4 protein-coding genes are annotated in these 3,327 nt (G+C 48.7%); 3 read left to right on the forward strand and 1 reads right to left on the reverse strand.

The genetic code is table 11. The annotated features are described in order from the left end of the window. From HP552_RS01055 to HP552_RS01065, 3 genes are all read left to right on the forward strand, one after another. Positions 1-841, forward strand: an 841-nt coding sequence (locus HP552_RS01055; RefSeq protein ID WP_175393897.1) for a tail fiber protein, incomplete at its 5' end; no start/stop codon positions are given. A gap of 173 nt (positions 842-1,014) precedes the next feature. Continuing rightward, complete coding sequence (locus HP552_RS01060; RefSeq protein ID WP_015979257.1) at positions 1,015-1,959, forward strand: phage tail protein; 945 nt, start codon at positions 1,015-1,017, stop codon at positions 1,957-1,959. Beyond that, positions 1,959-2,543: a tail fiber assembly protein gene (locus tag HP552_RS01065; RefSeq protein ID WP_015979258.1), complete on the forward strand. Its 585-nt coding sequence runs from the start codon at positions 1,959-1,961 to the stop codon at positions 2,541-2,543. Before HP552_RS01060 ends, HP552_RS01065 begins: the two co-directional genes overlap by 1 nt. A gap of 128 nt (positions 2,544-2,671) precedes the next feature. On the opposite strand, the gene HP552_RS01070 is transcribed toward HP552_RS01065, so the two are convergent. Next, on the reverse strand, positions 2,672-3,327 hold a 656-nt coding region (locus tag HP552_RS01070), incomplete at its 5' end, for an Ea47 family protein (RefSeq protein ID WP_446686449.1).

Genomic DNA, 3,327 nt, shown 5'->3' on the forward strand with positions numbered 1-3,327 from the left:
GAGTACGGCAGACGCGAAGAAATCAGCCGGCGATGCCAGTGCATCAGCTGCTCAGGTCGCGGCCCTTGTGACTGATGCAACTGACTCAGCACGCGCCGCCAGCACGTCCGCCGGACAGGCTGCATCGTCAGCTCAGGAAGCGTCCTCCGGCGCAGAAGCGGCATCAGCAAAGGCCACTGAAGCGGAAAAAAGTGCCGCAGCCGCAGAGTCCTCAAAAAACGCGGCGGCCACCAGTGCCGGTGCGGCGAAAACGTCAGAAACGAATGCTGCAGCGTCACAACAATCAGCCGCCACGTCTGCCTCCACCGCGGCCACGAAAGCGTCAGAGGCCGCCACTTCAGCACGAGATGCGGTGGCCTCAAAAGAGGCAGCAAAATCATCAGAAACGAACGCATCATCAAGTGCCGGTCGTGCAGCTTCCTCGGCAACGGCGGCAGAAAATTCTGCCAGGGCGGCAAAAACGTCCGAGACGAATGCCAGGTCATCTGAAACAGCAGCGGAACGGAGCGCCTCTGCCGCGGCAGACGCAAAAACAGCGGCGGCGGGGAGTGCGTCAACGGCATCCACGAAGGCGACAGAGGCTGCGGGAAGTGCGGTATCAGCATCGCAGAGCAAAAGTGCGGCAGAAGCGGCGGCAATACGTGCAAAAAATTCGGCAAAACGTGCAGAAGATATAGCTTCAGCTGTCGCGCTTGAGGATGCGGACACAACGAGAAAGGGGATAGTGCAGCTCAGCAGTGCAACCAACAGCACGTCTGAAACGCTTGCTGCAACGCCAAAGGCGGTTAAGGTGGTAATGGATGAAACGAACAGAAAAGCCCACTGGACAGTCCGGCACTGACCGGAACGCCAACAGCACCAACCGCGCTCAGGGGAACAAACAATACCCAGATTGCGAACACCGCTTTTGTACTGGCCGCGATTGCAGATGTTATCGACGCGTCACCTGACGCACTGAATACGCTGAATGAACTGGCCGCAGCGCTCGGGAATGATCCAGATTTTGCTACCACCATGACTAACGCGCTTGCGGGTAAACAACCGAAGAATGCGACACTGACGGCGCTGGCAGGGCTTTCCACGGCGAAAAATAAATTACCGTATTTTGCGGAAAATGATGCCGCCAGCCTGACTGAACTGACTCAGGTTGGCAGGGATATTCTGGCAAAAAATTCCGTTGCAGATGTTCTTGAATACCTTGGGGCCGGTGAGAATTCGGCCTTTCCGGCAGGTGCGCCGATCCCGTGGCCATCAGATATCGTTCCGTCTGGCTACGTCCTGATGCAGGGGCAGGCGTTTGACAAATCAGCCTACCCAAAACTTGCTGTCGCGTATCCATCGGGTGTGCTTCCTGATATGCGAGGCTGGACAATCAAGGGGAAACCCGCCAGCGGTCGTGCTGTATTGTCTCAGGAACAGGATGGAATTAAGTCGCACACCCACAGTGCCAGTGCATCCGGTACGGATTTGGGGACGAAAACCACATCGTCGTTTGATTACGGGACGAAAACAACAGGCAGTTTCGATTACGGCACCAAATCGACGAATAACACGGGGGCTCATGCTCACAGTCTGAGCGGTTCAACAGGGGCCGCGGGTGCTCATGCCCACACAAGTGGTTTAAGGATGAACAGTTCTGGCTGGAGTCAGTATGGAACAGCAACCATTACAGGAAGTTTATCCACAGTTAAAGGAACCAGCACACAGGGTATTGCTTATTTATCGAAAACGGACAGTCAGGGCAGCCACAGTCACTCATTGTCCGGTACAGCCGTGAGTGCCGGTGCACATGCGCATACAGTTGGTATTGGTGCGCACCAGCATCCGGTTGTTATCGGTGCTCATGCCCATTCTTTCAGTATTGGTTCACACGGACACACCATCACCGTTAACGCTGCGGGTAACGCGGAAAACACCGTCAAAAACATTGCATTTAACTATATTGTGAGGCTTGCATAATGGCATTCAGAATGAGTGAACAACCACGGACCATAAAAATTTATAATCTGCTGGCCGGAACTAATGAATTTATTGGTGAAGGTGACGCATATATTCCGCCTCATACCGGTCTGCCTGCAAACAGTACCGATATTGCACCGCCAGATATTCCGGCTGGCTTTGTGGCTGTTTTCAACAGTGATGAGGCATCGTGGCATCTCGTTGAAGACCATCGGGGTAAAACCGTCTATGACGTGGCTTCCGGCGACGCGTTATTTATTTCTGAACTCGGTCCGTTACCGGAAAATTTTACCTGGTTATCGCCGGGAGGGGAATATCAGAAGTGGAACGGCACAGCCTGGGTGAAGGATACGGAAGCAGAAAAACTGTTCCGGATCCGGGAGGCGGAAGAAACAAAAAAAAGCCTGATGCAGGTAGCCAGTGAGCATATTGCGCCGCTTCAGGATGCTGCAGATCTGGAAATTGCAACGAAGGAAGAAACCTCGTTGCTGGAAGCCTGGAAGAAGTATCGGGTGTTGCTGAACCGTGTTGATACATCAACTGCACCTGATATTGAGTGGCCTGCTGTCCCTGTTATGGAGTAATCGTTTTGTGATATGCCGCAGAAACGTTGTATGAAATAACGTTCTGCGGTTAGTTAGTATATTGTAAAGCTGAGTATTGGTTTATTTGGCGATTATTATCTTCAGGAGAATAATGGAAGTTCTATGACTCAATTGTTCATAGTGTTTACATCACCGCCAATTGCTTTTAAGACTGAACGCATGAAATATGGTTTTTCGTCATGTTTTGAGTCTGCTGTTGATATTTCTAAAGTCGGTTTTTTTTCTTCGTTTTCTCTAACTATTTTCCATGAAATACATTTTTGATTATTATTTGAATCAATTCCAATTACCTGAAGTCTTTCATCTATAATTGGCATTGTATGTATTGGTTTATTGGAGTAGATGCTTGCTTTTCTGAGCCATAGCTCTGATATCCAAATGAAGCCATAGGCATTTGTTATTTTGGCTCTGTCAGCTGCATAACGCCAAAAAATATATTTATCTGCTTGATCTTCAAATGTTGTATTGATTAAATCAATTGGATGGAATTGTTTATCATAAAAAATTAATGTTTGAATGTGATAACCGTCCTTTAAAAAAGTCGTTTCTGCAAGCTTGGCTGTATAGTCAACTAACTCTTCTGTCGAAGTGATATTTTTAGGCTTATCTACCAGTTTTAGACGCTCTTTAATATCTTCAGGAATTATTTTATTGTCATATTGTATCATGCTAAATGACAATTTGCTTATGGAGTAATCTTTTAATTTTAAATAAGTTATTCTCCTGGCTTCATCAAATAAAGAGTCGAATGATGTTGGCGAAA

The sequence above is a fragment of the Paenibacillus xylanilyticus genome, from assembly GCF_013359935.1.
Lineage (GTDB): Bacteria > Bacillota > Bacilli > Paenibacillales > Paenibacillaceae > Paenibacillus > Paenibacillus xylanilyticus.